The 18,697-nt window shown below is 48.9% G+C and carries 21 protein-coding genes; 9 read left to right on the top strand and 12 right to left on the bottom strand.

The genetic code is table 11. The annotated features are described in order from the left end of the window. Positions 1-62 precede the first annotated feature (62 nt). The 6 genes from DESTI_RS04400 (at position 63) to DESTI_RS04425 (ending at position 4,713) form a co-directional block, all read left to right on the top strand. The gene (locus tag DESTI_RS04400) at positions 63-590 is read left to right on the top strand and encodes a cob(I)yrinic acid a,c-diamide adenosyltransferase (RefSeq protein ID WP_014808758.1); all 528 of its coding nucleotides are present in this window, start codon (positions 63-65) and stop codon (positions 588-590) included. A gap of 199 nt (positions 591-789) precedes the next feature. Beyond that, entirely contained in the window at positions 790-1,185 is a 396-nt protein-coding gene (locus DESTI_RS04405) for a PadR family transcriptional regulator (RefSeq protein WP_014808759.1), read from the top strand. A gap of 49 nt (positions 1,186-1,234) precedes the next feature. Continuing rightward, positions 1,235-2,131, top strand: coding sequence for an MIP/aquaporin family protein (locus tag DESTI_RS04410; RefSeq protein ID WP_014808760.1), 897 nt, complete (start codon positions 1,235-1,237; stop codon positions 2,129-2,131). Positions 2,132-2,222: 91 nt separating this feature from the next. Further along, complete coding sequence (locus DESTI_RS04415; protein ID WP_014808761.1) at positions 2,223-3,314, top strand: GTP-binding protein; 1,092 nt, start codon at positions 2,223-2,225, stop codon at positions 3,312-3,314. Between the two features lie 356 nt (positions 3,315-3,670). Beyond that, positions 3,671-4,171 carry a hypothetical protein gene (locus DESTI_RS04420; RefSeq protein WP_014808762.1) on the top strand — a complete coding sequence of 167 codons (501 nt, stop codon included), beginning with the start codon at positions 3,671-3,673 and terminating at the stop codon, positions 4,169-4,171. Continuing rightward, a complete protein-coding gene (locus tag DESTI_RS04425; RefSeq protein ID WP_014808763.1) occupies positions 4,168-4,713 on the top strand; it encodes a restriction endonuclease in 546 nt (181 codons plus the stop codon). The genes DESTI_RS04420 and DESTI_RS04425 overlap by 4 nt, the downstream gene beginning before the upstream one ends. 382 nt (positions 4,714-5,095) lie before the next feature. Here DESTI_RS04425 and DESTI_RS04430 read toward each other — a convergent pair whose 3' ends face one another. From DESTI_RS04430 to DESTI_RS04445, 4 genes are all read right to left on the bottom strand, one after another. Beyond that, positions 5,096-5,518 carry a pyridoxamine 5'-phosphate oxidase family protein gene (locus tag DESTI_RS04430; RefSeq protein WP_014808764.1) on the bottom strand — a complete coding sequence of 141 codons (423 nt, stop codon included), beginning with the start codon at positions 5,516-5,518 and terminating at the stop codon, positions 5,096-5,098. A gap of 71 nt (positions 5,519-5,589) precedes the next feature. Beyond that, positions 5,590-7,893: a nitric oxide reductase activation protein NorD gene (locus DESTI_RS04435; protein WP_014808765.1), complete on the bottom strand. Its 2,304-nt coding sequence runs from the start codon at positions 7,891-7,893 to the stop codon at positions 5,590-5,592. Positions 7,894-7,904: 11 nt separating this feature from the next. Continuing rightward, a complete protein-coding gene (locus DESTI_RS04440; protein WP_014808766.1) occupies positions 7,905-8,744 on the bottom strand; it encodes a CbbQ/NirQ/NorQ/GpvN family protein in 840 nt (279 codons plus the stop codon). Positions 8,745-8,834: 90 nt separating this feature from the next. Beyond that, the gene (locus DESTI_RS04445) at positions 8,835-9,890 is read right to left on the bottom strand and encodes a uroporphyrinogen decarboxylase family protein (RefSeq protein WP_014808767.1); all 1,056 of its coding nucleotides are present in this window, start codon (positions 9,888-9,890) and stop codon (positions 8,835-8,837) included. Positions 9,891-10,246: 356 nt separating this feature from the next. Between DESTI_RS04445 and DESTI_RS04450 the strand changes: the two genes are divergently transcribed. Then, positions 10,247-10,705: a hypothetical protein gene (locus DESTI_RS04450; RefSeq protein ID WP_157212094.1), complete on the top strand. Its 459-nt coding sequence runs from the start codon at positions 10,247-10,249 to the stop codon at positions 10,703-10,705. 9 nt (positions 10,706-10,714) lie between these two features. On the opposite strand, the gene DESTI_RS04455 is transcribed toward DESTI_RS04450, so the two are convergent. The 6 genes from DESTI_RS04455 to DESTI_RS04485 form a co-directional block, all read right to left on the bottom strand. After that, entirely contained in the window at positions 10,715-11,683 is a 969-nt protein-coding gene (locus tag DESTI_RS04455) for a helix-turn-helix transcriptional regulator (protein ID WP_014808769.1), read from the bottom strand. Positions 11,684-11,795: 112 nt separating this feature from the next. After that, the gene (locus DESTI_RS04460) at positions 11,796-12,404 is read right to left on the bottom strand and encodes a CobW-related selenoprotein (protein ID WP_272913394.1); all 609 of its coding nucleotides are present in this window, start codon (positions 12,402-12,404) and stop codon (positions 11,796-11,798) included. Positions 12,405-12,407: 3 nt separating this feature from the next. Next, entirely contained in the window at positions 12,408-12,929 is a 522-nt protein-coding gene (locus tag DESTI_RS04470; RefSeq protein WP_041285958.1) for a hypothetical protein, read from the bottom strand. A 3-nt stretch (positions 12,930-12,932) separates the two neighbouring features. Beyond that, on the bottom strand, positions 12,933-13,544 hold the full coding sequence (locus tag DESTI_RS04475) for a CobW family GTP-binding protein (protein WP_041285959.1): 612 nt from the start codon (positions 13,542-13,544) through the stop codon (positions 12,933-12,935). Between the two features lie 72 nt (positions 13,545-13,616). Continuing rightward, positions 13,617-14,123, bottom strand: coding sequence for a DUF2284 domain-containing protein (locus DESTI_RS28430; protein ID WP_014808770.1), 507 nt, complete (start codon positions 14,121-14,123; stop codon positions 13,617-13,619). Between the two features lie 806 nt (positions 14,124-14,929). Further along, complete coding sequence (locus DESTI_RS04485) at positions 14,930-15,457, bottom strand: cob(I)yrinic acid a,c-diamide adenosyltransferase (RefSeq protein ID WP_014808771.1); 528 nt, start codon at positions 15,455-15,457, stop codon at positions 14,930-14,932. A 548-nt stretch (positions 15,458-16,005) separates the two neighbouring features. On the opposite strand from DESTI_RS04485, the gene DESTI_RS04495 reads away from it, so the two are divergent. Both DESTI_RS04495 and DESTI_RS04500 read left to right on the top strand, forming a co-directional pair. Then, entirely contained in the window at positions 16,006-16,362 is a 357-nt protein-coding gene (locus DESTI_RS04495) for a thioredoxin domain-containing protein (RefSeq protein WP_014808772.1), read from the top strand. Between the two features lie 71 nt (positions 16,363-16,433). Next, positions 16,434-17,195 carry a DUF1638 domain-containing protein gene (locus DESTI_RS04500; protein WP_014808773.1) on the top strand — a complete coding sequence of 254 codons (762 nt, stop codon included), beginning with the start codon at positions 16,434-16,436 and terminating at the stop codon, positions 17,193-17,195. A gap of 444 nt (positions 17,196-17,639) precedes the next feature. Here DESTI_RS04500 and DESTI_RS04505 read toward each other — a convergent pair whose 3' ends face one another. Together DESTI_RS04505 and DESTI_RS04510 are read right to left on the bottom strand one after the other, a co-directional pair. Next, positions 17,640-17,954: a YdhR family protein gene (locus tag DESTI_RS04505; RefSeq protein ID WP_014808774.1), complete on the bottom strand. Its 315-nt coding sequence runs from the start codon at positions 17,952-17,954 to the stop codon at positions 17,640-17,642. Between the two features lie 188 nt (positions 17,955-18,142). Next, entirely contained in the window at positions 18,143-18,664 is a 522-nt protein-coding gene (locus DESTI_RS04510) for a response regulator (RefSeq protein WP_014808775.1), read from the bottom strand. Between the last annotated feature and the right edge of the window lie 33 nt (positions 18,665-18,697).

Consider the following 18,697-nt stretch of genomic DNA (forward strand, 5'->3'; position numbering starts at 1 on the left):
GCCCACGCGTGTAAATTTCTCCATATTTTACGTACTACTGTTTTTTTTTCAAGTAGGTGGTAATGAGCGGTCCGGGAAAAATCCTGGTAATTACCGGGAACGGCAAAGGAAAAACTACGGCAGCTCTCGGACTGGCATTGCAGGCAATCAGTCATGGCCGCAAAGTCTTCATGATTCAATTCCTTAAGGCTCCGGATACTTCGGGCGAACATCTATCCGGGTTATTGCTGGCTCCTTACCTCGTAATAAAATCCATGGGAAAAAGGGGGTTTATCACGAGACGAGGCTGTGATCCTTTGGACACGCTCATGGCGAAGATTGCCCTGGATGCAGCTCGCGACAGAATGATGAGTGGAAATTATGATGTAATCATCCTGGATGAGATCAATGTCGCGGTCTATTTTAATCTCATCCAGATTGAAGAGCTTCTCGAGTTTATCGATTCCAAGCCGGAGAAAGTCGAACTCGTGTTAACCGGACGATACGCGGCACAAGAGATTATTCAGTGTGCAGATCACGTGAAAGAAATGAAGAACGTTAGACATCACTACAGGAGTGGAGTAAAAGCGAAACAGGGCATCGAATACTGAATCTTACATTCTGCTCATTCCTTTCTTACAGTTATCTCCTTTGCCGATTCTTCTTGAATCATACATCTGACAAAAAAACTTCAGCCACAACATCGCATTTGAATCTTGTAAGAAACTGTCGCTTTAGACTCGATTATATCTTGACAGGAATGATCAACTCTATCACTATAGGATTTAATCCAATAGTGGAGTTCAACACATGAAAGACCTGGACCAGTGTCCTTGCGCCGGCATCAATCTCGATAAACTCGTCCAACCTACGATTCTTGCGCTGTTGGCACGCGAGGATCTTCACGGATACGGTCTCGTTCAAAAAATTACGGAATACCCCATGTTTGCCGGAGACAAACCGGATCCGACAGGCGTGTACCGCTTCTTGAAAATTCTGGAACAGCGGGGGCTTGTTACTGCGGAATGGGAATTGGCCGATTCAGGCCCACCCAAAAAAGTCTACAAAATTACTGCGGAAGGTATCGAATGTCTGGAGAGATGGATCGTGACACTCGATGAATATCGTCGGTCCATTGACACGTTGTTATCCGGAGCAAGGTCTACATTGGAGTTTTTTCATCATAACGACCGTAAGAAACGATAGAGGGACAAGGTCCTGCTTAGATCGACACACTGTTCGAAGGAAGCGGCACATGGGTAAATTGGCGGCTGTTTGTTTTGGAGAATTCCTTGGCGTGTTTCTCCTGGTATTCATAGGCACTTCTTCGGTTGCTGCGGCTGTTCTCTTCAACGCTTTTTCCGGATTGGCACAAGTGGCGTTCATCTGGGGGATCGGTGTAATCCTTGCCATATATGCCACCCGGCACTTGTCCTGTGCTCACTTGAACCCTGCAGTTACCATAGGCATGGTGCTGGCCGGCAGAATGGAACCGCGATTACTCCCCTGGTATTTGGTATCGCAAATGGTGGGAGGAATAGCCGCCGGCTGCATCGTCTTATTGTTGTTTGGCGGTACCATATCCCAGTACGAAGCCGCCAACGCCATTGTCCGAGGTGCTCCGGAATCGGTGCGAACAGCGATGATGTTCGGTGAGTATTTTCCCAATCCGGGCATGGCTCCGGAATGGCTGAAAATCTCAACCGTTCAAGCAATGTTTGCGGAAGCGCTCGGAACGTTCCTCTTGGTGTTCCTCATATTCTTGCTAACAGAAGGCTGCAATGTGGGGAGACCCAGCGAAGGCGTGTCACCGGTATTCATCGGTGGAGCAGTGGCTGTGATCATCTCCATTGTAGCTCCCTTGACTCAGGCGGGTTTGAATCCGGCCCGCGATTTCGGGCCTCGTCTAGTGGCTTATCTGGCCGGTTGGGGAACCGTTGCCATACCCGGCCCTCAGGGTGGCTTCTTCTCTGTTTATGTTCTGGCTCCAATAATCGGAGGAGCTTGTGCAGCGGCAGTCTGGCGTTTCGTTACGATTCCCCTGATGCGCGAGAGAACTGCTCATTTGGCGTCTTGCGAATGCATGATCGGGCCTCTGAAGACATCAGACGTGGCATCTGCGAATCTCCTGGCAGTAAAAGAATTTGATTGATCCATCCATAATCGAACCCTTGCATGCTCAACCAGTGCTTATCGGGACAGCGTAATCCGAACGCACTGACTTCTTGTTCAGGAGATTCAAAATGGGACAGACTCCGTGGCTATTTTTCGTAGGCGGTTTTCTGGGAGCAGGAAAGACTACCGCCATCAATGGTCTGAGCAAACTGTTGGCTCAAAAAGGCACAAAAGTGGCTGCCATTACGAACGATCAGGCAGCGGGTCTGGTGGATACCTTTTTCTTGTCAGGAGAAGGAATACCCGCCGAGGAAGTAGCTGGTTCGTGTTTTTGCTGCAATTTCGATGGTCTTACTGAGGCAATTGATCATAGCGTGCAAAAAGTGGAGCCGGAAATCATCTTGGCTGAGCCTGTGGGAAGCTGCACTGACATAGTGGCCACCGTAATCAGACCCATGCAACATCTCATGCGAGACAAAGTGTCTGTGTTCGGGTATTCGGTCCTGGTGGAACCGGATCGATGGAAAGAGTTGCGGCAAGGAGAAGACGTTCCGTGGTCTATGAAATTCCTCTTTGATAAGCAAATCGAAGAAGCGGACATCGTCGTCATCACGAAAATCGACACGCTTACTCACGAAGAACTGACTAAAATACGCTCTGATTTCGAATCCCGTTATCCGCACGTGAAGGTGTTTCCTGTCTCGGCAAGAACCGGTTCAGGCATGGAGGAATGGCTGAATTTCGTCCAAAACTCGGTTCCCGGAGATCGATGGTTGAAGGAAATCGACTATCAAAAATATGCGGAAGCAGAAGCAGAAATGGGCTGGCTGAATGCGCAAGCAACGCTCAAGTTCCCCATTCCCGTCGATGGAAAGGCAGTAACGGGCAAAATCGTTGAAGAAATAAGGAATGAAGTCGCACGGCGGGGCGGTAGAGTGGGCCATCTGAAACTGCTCGCGGTGGCCAGGACCGGTAGTATAAAAGCCGGGATTACCGTGTCCGGCGAGCACCTGGAGGTTGATGGTACCTTTACCGGTCCACTATCCGAACTGCAATTAACCGTCAATATCCGTGCAGCAGTGTCACCAGGTGATTTGTCGGAAACAGTGAATTCCACATTGACGCTCATCAAGAACTCGGATAATGCGGAGGTCGACCTGTCTTACGTGAACACGTTCAGACCTTCACCGCCAAATCCGACGCATCGGTACAGCACGTGATACAGATATTACGAGGCCTCTTGCCCGCTCCATTCCCCGTGAGCCAATTGTCCGAGCAGTGGAACGCATAATTGCACCTTCAATCTTGTTTTTACTACTTGCCGGAAGCCTGCAACGTGACAGAAATGGCTTTGACATATTGCACTCCGAGGATGTATCCTGCGTCTCAGGTGTTTCTTTCAGAAGAAGCGCCAACAGCGGATTCATGGACGCTAGTACAAGGCTCCAAGGCTGAGGAGTGGTGCGAGAGCGTGCCCAGACCGTGAAGGCCTCCAGAATGTCAAGACCTCCGTATCATATATCATCTGCCAATCGAGGTCTTCTACAATAAACAACCTCTTCTGGGAGGAAAACTCATGAGAGAGCGTGAGCTCTATGGTTACTTAAGGGCGCTACCTAAGCAAACCACAGCTAGCCATACAACTCTTTTGGCATCAGTTCTTCCTGACTTTCTGGAAATTTTGGGATATGAGGGATCGACAATTTTTTTCGATTTTTTACTCAGCTTGCCTCTTCGAATCAAGGCAGATGCCTTGGTAGCGGAGCATAGAACCGGATTGCCGTGGATAATTGTTGAGGTGAAAACGTTCAATGCAATGCGAGACGATCCCAGGCAAGAATGGCAGGCAGTGAAACATTCCTACCTACAGTTTCTCTCAAAGGACGAGCAATGGTTGCTGCTGTTCTCGCCGAAAGTTTTGGGTTTGGCGTCCAAATCCGAAGAGCATGTCTACGATCTGACTCAGTTGACCGTAGCCCAATCGTCTGAAATCTATTCACTTTTGCGACGACCTTTGAAATCCTCAGACGGGTCGAGTAAGCGACCCTGTGACATCGGCACAGAGGCACCTCTATGAAAGCCGTGTTCTTCATCGACGTTGAAGAATACGCAGCGGCTCTAGCCAAGACAAAGACAGCACAAACCAATGACGAGAAGAAACAGTCTCTCGAGGGTCTTGCGAAACTGCTGTTTGAAGGCATCGCCTTCTTAAGATTTAAGTACTCCAACCTGAGGACAGCAAGCGCTGAAATTGACTTAGTTTTTCGTTATCAGGGTTTCAAAGAAACAACCGTCTTCGACGAATTGGGGAGTTATTTCTTCGTAGAATGCAGAAACTGGAAAGACCCTGTTGGAGCCAAACACGTGCGCGATTTCATTGGAAAGATGCAGAGCTCACGAGTGAAACTGGGTGTCCTGGTGGCTCCGGAGGGGGTTACAGGGGAAAGTGACAGTGCTGACGCTCTCCGAGAGATTCGCAAAGCCTATGACAAATATGGACTGTTCGTCCCTGTGATAGCGGAAGAGCACCTCGAGTTAATTAGGAAAGGCGAGAACTTCTATGAGCTTTTGGAATACGAGATCGAGAGCATAAGGTTCGATTTTGCATATAAGAATTGACCGTCAGATATTACCGTCAGAAATAACAAAAGAATTCCAGCAACATTCACTCGACGGATCAGGACTGTAAGATCGCTTTGTGAGACTGAACCTACTGTAAGTATCTGTTGTTATAGCAGATGACACAATTTTTGACCTTTTGAACACATTGTGCTTTACATGAACGGTAGGGGTCGGCGTCCCTGCCGACCCGAACGGGTTGATCTGTATTTGACAAATGTGCCGGCACGGAGGCACGGCACCCACCAATTGCCGAAAAGTGCTTTCTGCAATTGGACACTGTTTTACACAGGTGTTATAAAAGATCCTGGGAAGGATTCGGGGAAACACTTCTTACAAGAAGGGTTTCCCCGTCTTACCTCTTCAATTGCGTACTAGGCAATCAGATAGATTTTTCCCAGCTTTGACCGAAATCCGCGAGCGGTCTTATGTTATCTATTTCAAAGGTAATAGCAGCGTGGATCATCTTATTCGCCACTTCAGGTCCGACTCTTTCGGCGATTGCTGCTCGCATCTGGTCCAGTTGTTGTCCGGAGGTTGCGCAGTCCTTCATCGTGACGTAAATGCGCACGCCTTTCCATTCCGCGATCGTCTTTCCAGGCTCCATGATGAGAAACACTGCCTTGGGGTTCTCGCGTAAGTTCGCTAGCGTACGATTAGTCCCGGAGCCCATCACAATGGTTTTTTCATCGATCATTCGTGGCGAACCAAAATAAGCGGAATCGACATTCCCTTTGCTGTCCGCTGTACTGAGTGTCGCCATCCTGGGCTGCTTATTGAAGTATTCCATGAGTTCTTTAGACATCCGCTCCTCCGTTGATCCGGTTCTTAGAAGGGGAACCTTGGTAATAAGATGCTCACCATCTCAAAAGAATACTAAAGAGTGAGCCGTTTATATAGTGCGGGCAGAACATGAGGCAGGATTTCCGCCCTGGGCAGAACAATACTCTGGGTCTGGGCACAAATCTGTTTCAGGTAAGAGACTCCCTTTTTGTCGGAAGTAATGATGAATGGATGAATTTTACGAGTCCTCGCCTCTTTGATGGCTTTTCGTGTATCGGCCATCGCATATTCCAGGTTTCCATATTCAATGTCGTAGGGTCGGCCGTCTGTCAAGAGTATCATGAGTTTATTCGTGGCAGCGACATCTTCCAGCACGTACATTCCATGACGAATTATCGTACCGAGGCGTGTCAGCGTGCGGGGTTCCAGATTGCCCATTCTATGGCGTACACTGTCTCCATAAGGCTCACTGAATTTTTTCAAGCACAGCATGTCCACACGGAATCTTCCCTCCGAGCTGAATCCATAGATGGCAAATGGGTCTCCGAGTGAATCAAGGGCTTCGGCCATCAATGTCATGGCTTCTTTCTCGATGTCCAGGAAACGAACTCCGTCCAGTTCCTGCTCGGTGGAAGCGCTCAGATCCACCAGAAAAAGAACCGCGACATCTCTCACCCTTTTGTCACGACGAATGTACACTTTATCCGAAAGAAAAGACCCGGAACGCATCTCGACAATTGCATTGATCAGCGCATCAAGATCCAACTCATCTCCAAAATTCTGCGCCCTGAATTTACGGAACCTTTCCGGCTTCAGTTTGCTGAATTGGCGCCGAATGAGACTGATGATGCCTTTTCTCCGTTCCGTCAAATTCCTCGCAAAAGAATTCGGATCGTCCGAGGGAGTCCACTGACGCACAAGACACCAGTCCAGTTTGTAATCGGAAAGGATCGAATCCCATTCCTTATAGAAGAACGTCTGGACATTTTCCCCGAGATCTTCGGCGTCAGGTGAGTCGAAATCGATGTTATCCAGCATCAGCCCCAATTTAGCCAATAGTGCGTTCGGTTCGCGTTCACCTTGAGCCAGGAGCGAGTCCACCAGTTTCTCGATAAGTTCCGGGGGTAAATCCGAGGACTCAGGAAGACCGTCTTTAATTTTACGAACTGTACTTTCCGTTTCACTTACCAGGTGTGGCAGTAAATCTCCCCACCAGGGTAGGTTACTTGGAAGGACATGTCCCGAATGCGGATAACCTTCCGAGAGTAACGGCCCGGCAATTCGTCGCATATGCCTTGCCATTCCAGGGAAAATTTCGATGAGTTTGCGATCGGCTTCGATATGAATGTCCGCAGGCCAGGCAACCGAGTCTTTGAGGGCCTCGTGCCAGCCCTCTATATTCAGCAGGGTTGCCTGATGAAGCGCCATAAGCTTCATGAGTTCAAAGCTCTGAACCACTTCCGGCAGATAAATCACACGGCCGTCCGTCACTGGGCCGAACGAGAATCCCTTTACCCCAACCAACCCTCTGTTGGATCGTATCTTGACCGGTCGCGCCAGATACGCCTGACATATGAGAGACAACGAACCGATTCTGTCCTTCAGTGTCTCGCCCTGGATAAGAGCGTCCCGCGTGTCCAGGGATTTGAGAGAACGGCCACTGAAGTAACTTCCCAGTTCTGCGGTCGAAGAACAGGTGGTAAGCCCCTCTTGTACCCATTGTGCGGTCTCCTGCTCGGTCAGCAACAGGCAAATCCGTGATCCGGAGCGAATGAACTCTTCTGCTGCACTTGGCGAGCGTTGGGCGATTATGGATGCTTGCTCGAGGTTGAAGACCCATCGCTCCGGTGTCGTGCCACAGCGATCTTCGACTGATTCTTCAAGGTATGCTCTAGCCGCCTTCCACATGAACTGAGGATTCTTCAGAGCGTTTCGAGCCAGTTCTCCCCACCGAAGCACTGCTTCCTTACCGAGAACGGAAAGAGCGCCGGGAGTTTTGTGGAGAAATGTTACGGCAACGTCAATATCTCTGTCGGCCAATCGTTGAGAACACTGCAACCAGGCTTCAAAGAAATCGTCTCCATTGGGAATGTGTTTAGCTGCCACAAAATAGGGCAACACGAGGGCCCAGTTGCGCGATCCCAGAGTCGTAGCTCCATTGAGTACCAGGCGAATGTCGTGCTGGGAACCGATGGATTCAATGGCTCTGAAGGTACTCATAAAAAAATCGACTGCTTTTCGTGACCTCAAATGGGCGACGTACGCACAGAGTTTTATGAAATCATTCTGGCTGGCCCGAGGGAGACTGTTCAACACATGAGGATGCGCCTCGAGAAATTCCCGGAGCGTCTTTAGATGTTCGCGTGAGAAGGTTCTGCAGGAATTGTAATCTTCCATAAAAGCCTCGGTCAGAAAAGCCCGGAAACGATTTCGTCAATTGTCTCCTGCATCTCCGGATCGTCTGTCATTGCCTGTGTCACAGCAGCGGTGCATGCCTGACGTGTGTCATGACCTGCTGAAATAAGCTTGGCTGCATACACCAGGAGCCTGGTAGACACACCTTCCTCCAATCCGTGCTGCCTCAGATTACGAACCATTTCTCCCAGGCGTACCAGGCGGACTGCAGTTTCCCGGTCCACGCCGCCTTCACTCATAAGGATGGCCTGTTCTTTCTCTGCCGGAGGATAGTTGAAGTCAATGGCAACGAACCGCTGACGAGTGGACTGTTTGAGATCTTTCGTCACACTCTGATAGCCCGGATTATATGAAATCACGAGCAGAAAATTCGGATGAGCTTCCAGGACGACCCCTTTCTTCTCCTGGGGCAGCATCCGCCTGTCGTCCGTCAATGGATGTATGACAACAGTAGTGTCTTTTCGCGCTTCCACAACCTCATCCAGATAACAGATGGCTCCGTGTTTTACGGCCAGGCTCAGGGGACCGTCGGACCATGTAGTTTCATGACCTTTAAGGAGAAAGCGTCCTACAAGATCCGAGGCGGTGAGATCCTCATGACATGCTATGGTCACCAGAGGAAGAGATAGTCTCCACGCCATATGCGCAAGAAACCGTGTCTTGCCGCATCCGGTAGGACCCTTGAGCATTATGGGAAGCCTCAAACGGTAAGCGGAATCGAAGAGTTCTATTTCATCGGCTACCGCAACATAAAACGGTTCCTCATTAACGAAGAACTCTTCAATAGCCAATTCTCTGGAATCGATTTCTGAATGCGCTCTCTTTATTGCCACACTTTCCTCCCGGCCGTCACTCCGGACACACATGCCTCGTACAAGGGGCAGCATCGCGCCGCTGCCCCGGGACACACAAGATACGTTTAATTAATCGAATTTTAACGGATACCTACCATACAGTTCGGCTGCCTCGACCATTGCTATAGCGTTCATCAACGATCCATTCGGAGGGAATTCGCACCCGGTCGCGAGAATGAATCCGCCGCCTTGACCCAATTCCTGTATTTCACGTTTGCATTCTTCCTTGACCTGATCGGGAGTGCCGAGAAACATGTACTGAGCTGGACTGATATAACCGCACAGAGTGGTTTTGTCACCCCATTGTCTTTTGGTATCGGCCATATCCGCGCAACCATCCGGCGTATAGGCGTACGAGATTGCAACTGGTTGCATCATTTCCATCTGAGTATCAAAATGCACGCCATTTCCGCAGTTATGCACCATGACCATTGCGCCGCCTTCGCGGATAGCATCGGCCAGTCTTTTGGTAAAAGGAGCTTCTGTCTGCATCCACAATTTCTTACTCATGATCGTGTTGGAGGCAAACAGGGTATCCAAAACAACCGCATGGACTCCGGTCTTGGTCATAGCTTTAATATAATCCACCAAAACGTCGGTGACGATCTCCATGCCTTTGATAACCGCCTCTTTGTGCTTCATACAATCTCTGAAGAGGGTTTCCGCTCCACGCATCATGGAGAGTATTCCCAGCGGACCGTACACAAATCCCATCACCGGAACCGTGGAACCTCGCTCAGTCATCAGGATGTCACAATACTTGAGCATTTCTTTCATTCTGGGTCCCTTGGTGGGATCGATACGCTCGATTTTTTCGTAATCATCCGGCGATTTGATCATGGGGTTGTCATAATTGGGATGCGCGGTATCCTCTACGGGGAAAATCATCTCCTGGCCGAAATCAGCCGCTTCCACAGAGAGATCCACCAAGGTGAGAATTCCGTCGAACCCAATCAGTTCCTGGGCCTGCAGCATGCTTTTTGCCATGATTTCGCCATCCTGAGACCACTCCGCATAGGTCACTCCGTAAACACGGCGTGATGCACCGCACACGAGTGGAGCAACGGGAACTCGATCGGGTTCCTTGTGCTGTAGAGCTGTCGCGACTCTTTCCAATGGTGTCATGCGTGTACCTCTCACTTTCTTTGGTTTAGGCCCGGGATGTCCCGGAAGGTTTGGTTGAATACCGCGGTGAATTCCTTGCAGAACAGAGAACAAATTTCCTAGTAATTCAATGATACATCCTTTTGCGAAAGGGAGAACAACAGAAGAACAGTAAGATACTGGTAGGGAAAAACTACCGGCGCGGCCAGTGTATATCTGTTTGCTCTAAATATTATCAGGCTTCAGGGGGATCGAAACACTGGAAGAAGAGTGCTACTTTAATTCTCGTTATTCGGCGGAAAACAAAGAAAAGTGTGTTCCTGTCGACCAAGATGATATTGTGAAAAGAATAAAACTGCAATGGGGTATCGATGGGAATGAAAAAGAACACTATTGATGTTCTGGTGATCGGAACAGAGCCGCCTTGTCCACGTTGCGACCTGATGAGCTGTCTTGCTGAAGAATTGGCTGGTGAGGCTTCTGTCGAAGTAAATGTCCGTCACTGTGCGTTCGATTCCTCAGAGGCCTTTGCCCTGGGGCAGAAATTCGGTCGAAAGGTCGGGACCGCAAAACATGTTGCCGATGCCGCAGGAATCTCGATGGACTGGAATGCGGTATATGCCTTGATCCAAAGCAAAAGCGATGCAGTAGGTCCCGATCGGCGTCCGGCAGAAACGTGGACCCTGGAACTGGATGAAATGCTCGAGCCATGTCAGTTCGTTGCTGACACGGTGGGATATTTCATGACTCCTGTCCTGGTGGTAAATGGGTCAGTAAAACACCATGGGAGCGTTCCTTCGCGTGAAAAGATCCAGGTACTTATCTTCGGAGAGTAGCAATTTGTTTTAATCCTCTACGGAGTTGCGATGGTTGTTCCACGCATGAAATTGTTGGTACAGACAATTGGGCTCCAGTGAAAGCAGGCGCGTCCTCAAATTAACTTTCTTATTTCTGATACCGAGTTTGCGCCTGATTCCTTTCCTGTGAAATTCAACTGCATTGGCCGAGATACACAATATGTCGGCAATTTCCTTGGTTCCTCTTCCCTCCAGGATCAAATTGGCCACACTGATTTCTCGTGAGGAAAAATTGAACGCTTTTGAGGAAAGATGATGCGCGAATGGAGCAGTCACCCCCTCTATGTTCGCCTGTATTATCGCCAGATACTCTCTTTGAGTGGAATCCAGGTTGGTTTTACGAAGCTTTTCAAGATAGGGATTCACCAGTTCTCTGATATTTGAGAGGACATTATTTTCGAGTTCCTTTTTGTCGTCTTCTCTGCGTTTCAGTATGACGTTGAGGGCAGTATTTACAGTCTCGAGATTCGCTTTTTGCGTGGCAAGTTCTCGCTGGAGATCCGCCAATGCTGCGGAAGCATACATTTCCGCTGTAATATCTTCGTGGCTCAGGACGACTCGCAACGTTCCGAATCCTTCAAGCGGAGCAGCCCGCATTCGGCACCATCGTTCATGGTCGACTTCATGGCATGGATAGTCGATGATGAACTCCTCGGCTTGTCGCTGAAGCACCGATCGTATCCCGTAGGCCGCCTCCTCGGCTTTTTCGGAGGAATACCCTCTCGCAGAATCTGTAACCTCGAAATAATTGATGCCCAATGCCTCCGGGTGTCTTACGTTCTTTCTTTGGCCGAATATTCGCCAGGCTCTATTCGTAATGCAGATTGTTCCCTTGTCATCCAGAATGGCCGAATTTGTGGAGAGACAATCGAGTAAAGTACTCGCAACGTCTCGCAGTACGTTTTCCCGGTCCAATGAATTCCCTGCCGCATCGGAATCACAGACTGATCTCAACATATTCAATGGCCTTTCCCGGTATAATGCGCAAAGTGATGAAAGCGCCGTGTTGCGGGTTTTTGTAAACATGAATTATGACAATTTATTATCGGATATGAGACTCCCTGTTATGTTATTTGAGAGGCCTGCCATTAGGATTTATCGCGTCCATGATGAATTCCGTACCGAGTTCCTGCAGAGTGCTCAACTCTATGATTTTGTCCGAATTCCCTTCTAAGGTCTCTCGGATACGGTCTCGCTGATGTCTCTCCAGCATGTCCGCTCTACTGATAGCGACCAAATCTGCACCGGCAATTTGTGCAAGCAAAAGTTTCTGACGATCTGCCCACGTCGCCTCGAATTCAGGTCCGTCCACGAGAGTAACGAAAGGACCTATATGATAGGAACAATCCCGAAGCCCGGAAGCTGCCGCAGCATTCAACTCCTGAGTGGTCACCATGCTCGAAGGCTCTATAAAGAGAAAATCAGGCTTCGTCTCTCTGCAAAAACTTTTGATAAGGACTGCAAAACTTGCCATCAGGGAACAGCCCAGTCATCCTCCACGCAAAGGTTCTACCCTGATATCGTGCGACCGAACAAAGCCCTCATCATAGCGAGCGATGCCATCTTCATTCACGATGACTCCGCATCGCTTTCCCAGCACGTTAAGCCGTACGATCAGCTCTCGAATCAAGGTTGTCTTTCCGCTGTCGAGCATGCCTGAAACAGCGATCAACTTCACTCGCTACTCCTTTTCTTCTTTACTAGGATTTTCCATCGCGGCCAATTGTTCCTCCAATTGTCGGCGATATTCCTCCTTGGATGCAGTAAAATCGAATTCATCAAAATATGCGTGCTCTTTTTCCTTCGTTACCGAAAGGCCCCGTTCTTCTGCAACCTCGTGAATACCGTCCAGAGTTGCCTGTTTCACTTCGTCTTGATGCATTCCCTGTATAATGCTGTTCACGGCCATATACAGATCGTGAACCGGATGTTCCAAGTGTCCCGTGGAGAATGCTCCATGAGCGATACCGATGGTGTCGGATTTAATGGTGCCTGCATCAGTCCTTACATGCGACTTGATGTGACCGATACAACGAGCCCCTCGGTTTATACACTTTCCAGCTATGTTAAGCATCATGGATTCCGCAATGGACTTCACCAGCGACTCATCCATGAGATCCTGAGCGGAAAGCTTAATTGCAACTCCATAGCCGCTTACACCATGCTCTGTGTAGCATCCTGCTTGCTGTTCTTGAGTTTCCATAGGTTAACCCTTCCATTCCAGGATAATTTGTTTGATTCGTTCCAGTCCCAAACCGGTAAAGGAGGACAATTGCAGGATTTCAGCTTTTTCGTTGAGATTGCAGACCCTGTCTGCTGTTTCGGCAAGCTCTTCTTCGCTTACCGCATCAGCTTTGCTGATTGCAACGACATCAGCGTCTTTCACCTGAGTCGTCACGAGCTGTCCAAGCATGTCCATATCGAGCAGTTCTGCCGGCCGAGTAGCGTCAAAGAGCACAATGGCGGGCCCCAGGGAAATCTTGGCATCTCGACTGCTCATTCTTGCAGCTAACTTTACCTGATGGGGAACAGCAACACCGGTGGGCTCAACCAAGAGGTGGTCGGGTCCGAATTCTTTGTACAGGCTGTAAACCGTCTTTGCGAAAGTCGATGCCACTTCGCAGCAGATACAACCTCCACCGATATCTTTGACCCTCATGCCGCTCTCTTCCATTATTTTTCCGTCAACGGGAATTTCTCCGATTTCGTTCACGACAAGAGCTACCTTTCTGATACCAGCCGCAAGCTCTTTTGAGAGTCTCAACATCAGGGTGGTTTTCCCGCAGCCCAGAAAACCTGCCACTTGCGTTATCTTCATCGTTCCTCCACGAATTCCCAAATTTAGGAGAGGTTTGTGCAGTCTGACATGTTCTTGTCCCCGAAAAGCAGACTAATCGAGAAGAACCATGCTGTACCATGCAGGCAGAAGCGTGCCCTGAGAATCAAATTGCACTTTGAATCCGAGCGGTTCGACGGTTTTTGCTATGTCCACGCCCATACCGTCCATCGCCGGTCTCGCAAGATGCGGAAACCTGCACGGATCGGGGAACGCGCATTCTTCGCAAAGCACACAAAGCACCAGGGCAAAGGCATAAATGGCCCCATGTTCCAGCATCGCCTTCTTCTCGATTGCCAGGGTGATTTCCTGGGAAATTTTCGGATCGGGGCTTTGGATTGCGATCGCTGTTTGATAGCGTTCAAGAGCGTCGCGAAACTGTTCGGGAGTTATTCTAATATTCGGCTGACAGGTCCAGTATTTGCCCCAACGGTTACAGCCAAACCGACATTTTAGAAGTGAACGAGGGTCAAAGACTATGCCGTTGCGCTTCAAGAGTTTGGCATCGGATGCTCCCAGGCGAATAGCCTCGTCAATCAAGCTGTCAAACGCGTGAGTCAAGATTCTCTCCTCTATTCTTGTCGAAGACGTAGTATCACACTGGATTCATCTGTAATGGTAAGTTAGTCATTAAGACTGGATTGAGTCCGCGAGTCAGTGACTGCAACGAATAGTTTCATGATCTTTGATGCATTGGCCAACGCTGAGGATTCTGAAACAATTTACTATAAGGATCGCCGAAACTGAAAACGCCACCGCGTTCTTACGGGAACAGCCTTATTTCATAATCGCAGTTTTTCGCCGATTGAACAAGCTATTCCAAGGATATTTTTCACTGGATACTATAGTTAACAAAATTTCTCAAGATTAAATCATGGCATCAACCAGGTAATTACCTGTAACCAGACCGGGTTCTTTCAGTCTTTTTGAGGGGCTGAATAAGGATTGATTCAGTATTTTCCAGATTTGCGTTATCCTGGAGGTCAACGCGCTTTCGCGATTTCGGAAATAGAAGTAAGGCTAAAAATCGTATCCATTCGGTTACGCGTGGAAGAGCTTTCTACAGCCCCATAGGGGCTGCCCAACAGCCTCTGTCCACGGATTGACGAGACTGTCTCAAAAGTCAAGATTTATCCTGGATCGTGGCACGAAATTCTCATCATGTTCCCGGCCTGACTGTAGGGGCGGGCCTCGTGTCCGTCTAAATAGGGGTAGGCACTAGGCCTACCCCTACGAAGATGGAGAATCGTGGCACGATTTGTTATGCATTCGAGAAGTTTTGAGACAGTCTCTGACACCCGTGGCTATTATTGGGCCGCCCTTCCAGCGCGGAAAATTCCTAGTGCCCGCTCATAACTGAATTGTTGCTAAAAATCTACTCCTCTTGCGGCAGGGTGTCCCGTTTCATAGTGGTGTTTACACTTTCTCATCTCAAGTACCTGATCTGCCAAGGAAATGACGTCCTCATGAGCGTAGCGGCCTGTGATGACCAACTCCACTTCTTCGGGCTTGGACTTTATGAAATCAAGGAGTACTTCCAATTCCAGTAGTTCTTTGTGAACGGCCACATTAGCCTCATCAAGAATGACAAGTCCGTACTCTCCACTCAACATGGCCTCTCGGCAATTGTCCAAGGCAAGCCGTGCTTCGAGTTTCTCCTCAGGTGCAGGTTTACGCTTGAGAATGAATCCTCTCGTGCCGACCGGTTTCAGCGTTAGCCATGATCCCAATGCCTGTACCGCGAAATGCTCGCCGCTGGAATCCGGTCGCTTGATGAACTGGACCATATAGACCTTTTTGTCCACACCTGCAAACTGCAGGGCAATACCCAGAGCTGATGTTGTCTTTCCTTTGCCTTCTCCGGTGAGCACCCGGATTCGGCCCTTCTTGCACATAGAGCATTCTCCTCGAGCTGGATGCGCGCCATTTTGGATTACCATTCGCTTCATGTCAAACGAATCCGATGTGCAACACGATTGTACCGGATATCTTCTTTGCTGTTCTGGAGTCAGCGAGAGCAATCTCGTTAAAACTTGCCACAATCACTCAGGTTTTTGGCAGATTATCGAGAAAGTTCTTGACAACTTTTTTCCAGTCGATCACAAATATATCAACAACCATTTATATGGACAGGCGATCAAGTTTGTCGCACTTTCAAAAAAGCTCCGTTCAAAGCCTATCCACAATGGTGGAAACAGTTTTTCTTACCTGGATGGTAGAATGAAAATCGAGATCGATGACAGGTAAACCTTATAATACCGATTCGCCTTTCTTTTTATAACCAGGAAGGCTAGGGGTATCTTTCGCTCCGGACGACGCAAAGCCGTCTAATCACTCCGCTCAGAACACCCCAGCCTTCGCTATCTTATATGCATAACTGGGAAATGGTATAAGAGTTCACTTTTGTGCGTAATATCACCTTTGTCGGAGGGGTCGTGACATAATGACCGATGCAGCGCACCATGAAGAGGAACTGAACGATTCGCCGGACGCAGTGCTTGTGGAAGTTATCTGCGAGCGTTACCATTGTGTCATGTATGATTATGCTATTACCACTGTGGAGTTCGTGGCAGAAGACTTTGAAAAAGCGGTTCGGGTTAGGCCTGTTGTCAGAAGAGGAAACCGAGAGAATGCCGAGCGTTTTTTCGAGTTATGTAAACGGAACGGACGCCATCTTTCGGTTCCAACGATTCTCATTGATGGAAAAGTGGTCTTTACGGATGTTCCCGGACCGGAAGAATTGCGTAAAGCTATCGAGCAAGCTTTAGACGCGAGAAAATCTGTCGCGGATTTGGGCTGAACCGTTCCGCTTCAATTCCATGAATGTTGGGTTAATGCATTCGTAGGGTAATTTCTAAAAGGTGGTTCCTTATGCCGGTGATCGGACTCATTTGTTGCCAAGTTTTGGAAATGGAATTCGCTCATGTTCTTGCCAACGATCCGGTCGCGGATCCGGTAATAGTCCTGCAGACGGATTTCTCAGACGGCTTTTCCAAAACGTTCGAAGGTTTACGGGGAAAACCTCCCACAGAAATTACGACTTTGGATGATGATCTCCCAGTCTCTGAGTCCATTACAGTACTCGTGAATGTTCTCCAAGTCGGTCTCCATACCGTCATAAAGGATCTCCAGACAGGCATTCTCCAAGCGGCATCGGCTATGGCTCCATACGTCGATCTGTTTTTGCTGGGTTACGGTCTCTGCGGAAACGCTCTGGCCAATCCTATAGAGCTGCTGGCTTCCGTCGACACCCCCGTCATGATCCCCATGGACGAGGATCATGCAGTTGACGACTGTATTGGGCTGCTCATAGGCGGCAGGGAACGTTATTACTCGGAACAATGTAAATGTGCCGGGACAATGTTCATGACTTCAGGGTGGGCGAATCATTGGAAAGACATAATGCTCAAACAGAATCGCGGAAGTTTCGGCTGTGAAATATCCAAGCGTTTGATGGCGAATTACGAACGGGTACTTGTTCTCTCTACCTCTGTCATGTCCAGCGAAGAGATGACTGCACAAGTCACGGAATTTGGCGAACTCTATTCGTTGAGGACCGAGGTGCGCGATGGCACCCTGAAAATCCTGGAACAGACCTGGCAAAACGCAAAAGAGAAAGTGAGCCGGTTTTAGGAATTGCCAAAATCAATGTCCGATTGAGGAAAGGAGTATTGGTGGGCGTCGGCCTCCGTGCCGGCACATTTTCAATATGATCGATGAAATCGATAGAATGGACCGGCAGGGAGAAACTGTCTCAAGAATCGAAATCTGCTCCAGATCGTGCCACGAAGTTCTCATGATCTTCTCTGCCTGACTGTAGGGGCGGGCCTAGTGGGTGCCCGGTAGTGACCGGCCTCCGTGCCGGTCATTGCGAGAGGGTAGGTACCAGGCCTACCCCTACAAAGACGGTGAATCGTGGCACGATTTGTTCTTCATTCGAGAATTTTGAGACAGTCTCGGGACGCTGGGACGCCGGTCTCCACTAATATCTTGGACTGGAGCATGGGATAAACGTCAGAATTCTTGGCAATTTCTCTAGCATAAACGCAAATTTACTTACGTTCGCCGAATTCATAGTCATGCGTCCGTAATGATGTTCCCGACGAGGTTATCGACGATCACCGGACTGGCGAAGTATTGGACAGTCGGTTCTGCGCTGTACTTCTCTGCTATAAGGTTCCTCCAGGCATCAGTGTAGAGTTTTTCAGCATCTTCATGAGATCTCCACAAGTAAACGCCACCAGCCACTTCTCCGTTTTCCGAAAGAAGGTAATATTTGCGAATGAGCCCGTCGATATCTCGATATCTTGGCGCTGTGCTCAAGAAGATTTCTTTCGCTTTTTCCACGGTGATCGGTTGGGGAAGTTTAAACTGAACCAGTGCTGTAATCATGGCTTGTTCCTCACTCGTACCATTGCTAACTGCACTGACCTGGCTCCGCAGGTCAGTGGCACCCTTGTATCGGGGCTCAATGTCAATCTTGGGTGCCACGGACCTGCCCTGCAGGTCCGTGTTATCTACTGCCTAATGAGAACTATCTTGGCTGCAAGTCCGTGTCAATCGGTGTTTTGTGCTTAGGTTCATTTAATAATTGTAGGCTCATCCAAGGAAAGTTTTTTCTCAAAGTCATTCCAGAAATGCTCCTCGGATTTCCTCCAGTCCGACCCGAATTTTTCGCTGAATATCACTCCAATGTGGTCCAACGCTTTCTTCCAGGTGGACTGATAGCTCAGTTTTAGCACATCTTCCAAAAAAGGAACCAAAGAACGAAGGAAATCTTTTGGAAGATAAGCTTTTGCGCCTAATTCAATGGATTTTTTCAGCGCCTCAGGATTCACGGCATGGGCCGTCAACATAACTGCCGGTAATCCTTCCAAGGTAGCGATCTGCAACAGGTCGAATCCCCTGACTCCCATGATGTCCAGGATTACCAAATCATAGGAGTAGGAAACCAGAAGTTGCCGTGCCTTTTCAAATGTAGTGGCAGTGTGCAGCGTTACTTCAGGATAATCGGAAAATAACTCCTGGATGATTTCCAGCACATCCGGTTCGTCGTCAACCGCGAGTATCAGCTTGTCTTTCCATATTTCAGGACGGGCCATTTGCATTCCTCTCTTTGGAAATCACGTGACATT

The sequence above is a fragment of the Desulfomonile tiedjei DSM 6799 genome (assembly GCF_000266945.1).
GTDB lineage: Bacteria > Desulfobacterota > Desulfomonilia > Desulfomonilales > Desulfomonilaceae > Desulfomonile > Desulfomonile tiedjei.

Excerpts from the sequence above, each read along its gene's own strand:
- DESTI_RS04400 (WP_014808758.1), top strand. The coding sequence starts at position 63 with ATGAGCGGTCCGGGAAAAATCCTGGTAATTACCGGGAACGGCAAAGGA.
- DESTI_RS04405 (WP_014808759.1), top strand. The coding sequence starts at position 790 with ATGAAAGACCTGGACCAGTGTCCTTGCGCCGGCATCAATCTCGATAAA.
- DESTI_RS04410 (WP_014808760.1), top strand. The coding sequence starts at position 1,235 with ATGGGTAAATTGGCGGCTGTTTGTTTTGGAGAATTCCTTGGCGTGTTT.
- DESTI_RS04415 (WP_014808761.1), top strand. The coding sequence starts at position 2,223 with ATGGGACAGACTCCGTGGCTATTTTTCGTAGGCGGTTTTCTGGGAGCA.
- DESTI_RS04420 (WP_014808762.1), top strand. The coding sequence starts at position 3,671 with ATGAGAGAGCGTGAGCTCTATGGTTACTTAAGGGCGCTACCTAAGCAA.
- DESTI_RS04425 (WP_014808763.1), top strand. The coding sequence starts at position 4,168 with ATGAAAGCCGTGTTCTTCATCGACGTTGAAGAATACGCAGCGGCTCTA.
- DESTI_RS04430 (WP_014808764.1), bottom strand. The coding sequence starts at position 5,518 with ATGTCTAAAGAACTCATGGAATACTTCAATAAGCAGCCCAGGATGGCG.
- DESTI_RS04435 (WP_014808765.1), bottom strand. The coding sequence starts at position 7,893 with ATGGAAGATTACAATTCCTGCAGAACCTTCTCACGCGAACATCTAAAG.
- DESTI_RS04445 (WP_014808767.1), bottom strand. The coding sequence starts at position 9,890 with ATGACACCATTGGAAAGAGTCGCGACAGCTCTACAGCACAAGGAACCC.
- DESTI_RS04450 (WP_157212094.1), top strand. The coding sequence starts at position 10,247 with ATGAAAAAGAACACTATTGATGTTCTGGTGATCGGAACAGAGCCGCCT.
- DESTI_RS04455 (WP_014808769.1), bottom strand. The coding sequence starts at position 11,683 with ATGTTGAGATCAGTCTGTGATTCCGATGCGGCAGGGAATTCATTGGAC.
- DESTI_RS04470 (WP_041285958.1), bottom strand. The coding sequence starts at position 12,929 with ATGGAAACTCAAGAACAGCAAGCAGGATGCTACACAGAGCATGGTGTA.
- DESTI_RS04475 (WP_041285959.1), bottom strand. The coding sequence starts at position 13,544 with ATGAAGATAACGCAAGTGGCAGGTTTTCTGGGCTGCGGGAAAACCACC.
- DESTI_RS04485 (WP_014808771.1), bottom strand. The coding sequence starts at position 15,457 with ATGTGCAAGAAGGGCCGAATCCGGGTGCTCACCGGAGAAGGCAAAGGA.
- DESTI_RS04495 (WP_014808772.1), top strand. The coding sequence starts at position 16,006 with ATGACCGATGCAGCGCACCATGAAGAGGAACTGAACGATTCGCCGGAC.
- DESTI_RS04500 (WP_014808773.1), top strand. The coding sequence starts at position 16,434 with ATGCCGGTGATCGGACTCATTTGTTGCCAAGTTTTGGAAATGGAATTC.
- DESTI_RS04505 (WP_014808774.1), bottom strand. The coding sequence starts at position 17,954 with ATGATTACAGCACTGGTTCAGTTTAAACTTCCCCAACCGATCACCGTG.
- DESTI_RS04510 (WP_014808775.1), bottom strand. The coding sequence starts at position 18,664 with ATGGCCCGTCCTGAAATATGGAAAGACAAGCTGATACTCGCGGTTGAC.